1 protein-coding gene is annotated in these 280 nt (G+C 41.8%); it reads right to left on the bottom strand.

Annotated features, from left to right (window positions below):
- The coding region (locus tag JEM65_RS21790) for a preprotein translocase subunit SecA (RefSeq protein WP_439953527.1) at positions 1-280 on the bottom strand (280 nt) is incomplete at both ends.

Here is a 280-nt window from a genome sequence, read left to right as displayed (position 1 = left end):
TCCCTCTCTACATTCTCTGGTTTAGCATTGAGGACCTCATGAGGAATCCCTGCTTCATGCAATTGTTCTGATAAGGTTTCACTTTGTTCAACACTAGTTGTACCAACAAGCACAGGGCGACCAACTTTGTTCATTCTTGATATCTCCACGACAGCAGCACGCCATTTTCCATTTGTTGCTCTAAAAACAACATCCGATTCATCCTTTCGTATCATTGGCTTGTTTGTTGGAACAACGGTAACTTTTAGTTTGTATATGCTTTCGAACTCTTGGCTTTCCG

The organism is Gelidibacter salicanalis, from assembly GCF_016469035.1.
GTDB classification, from domain to species: Bacteria; Bacteroidota; Bacteroidia; order Flavobacteriales; family Flavobacteriaceae; genus Gelidibacter; species Gelidibacter salicanalis_A.
The sequence above is the reverse complement of the archived record's forward strand: the minus strand, read 5'-3'. Positions and strand labels throughout refer to the sequence as shown.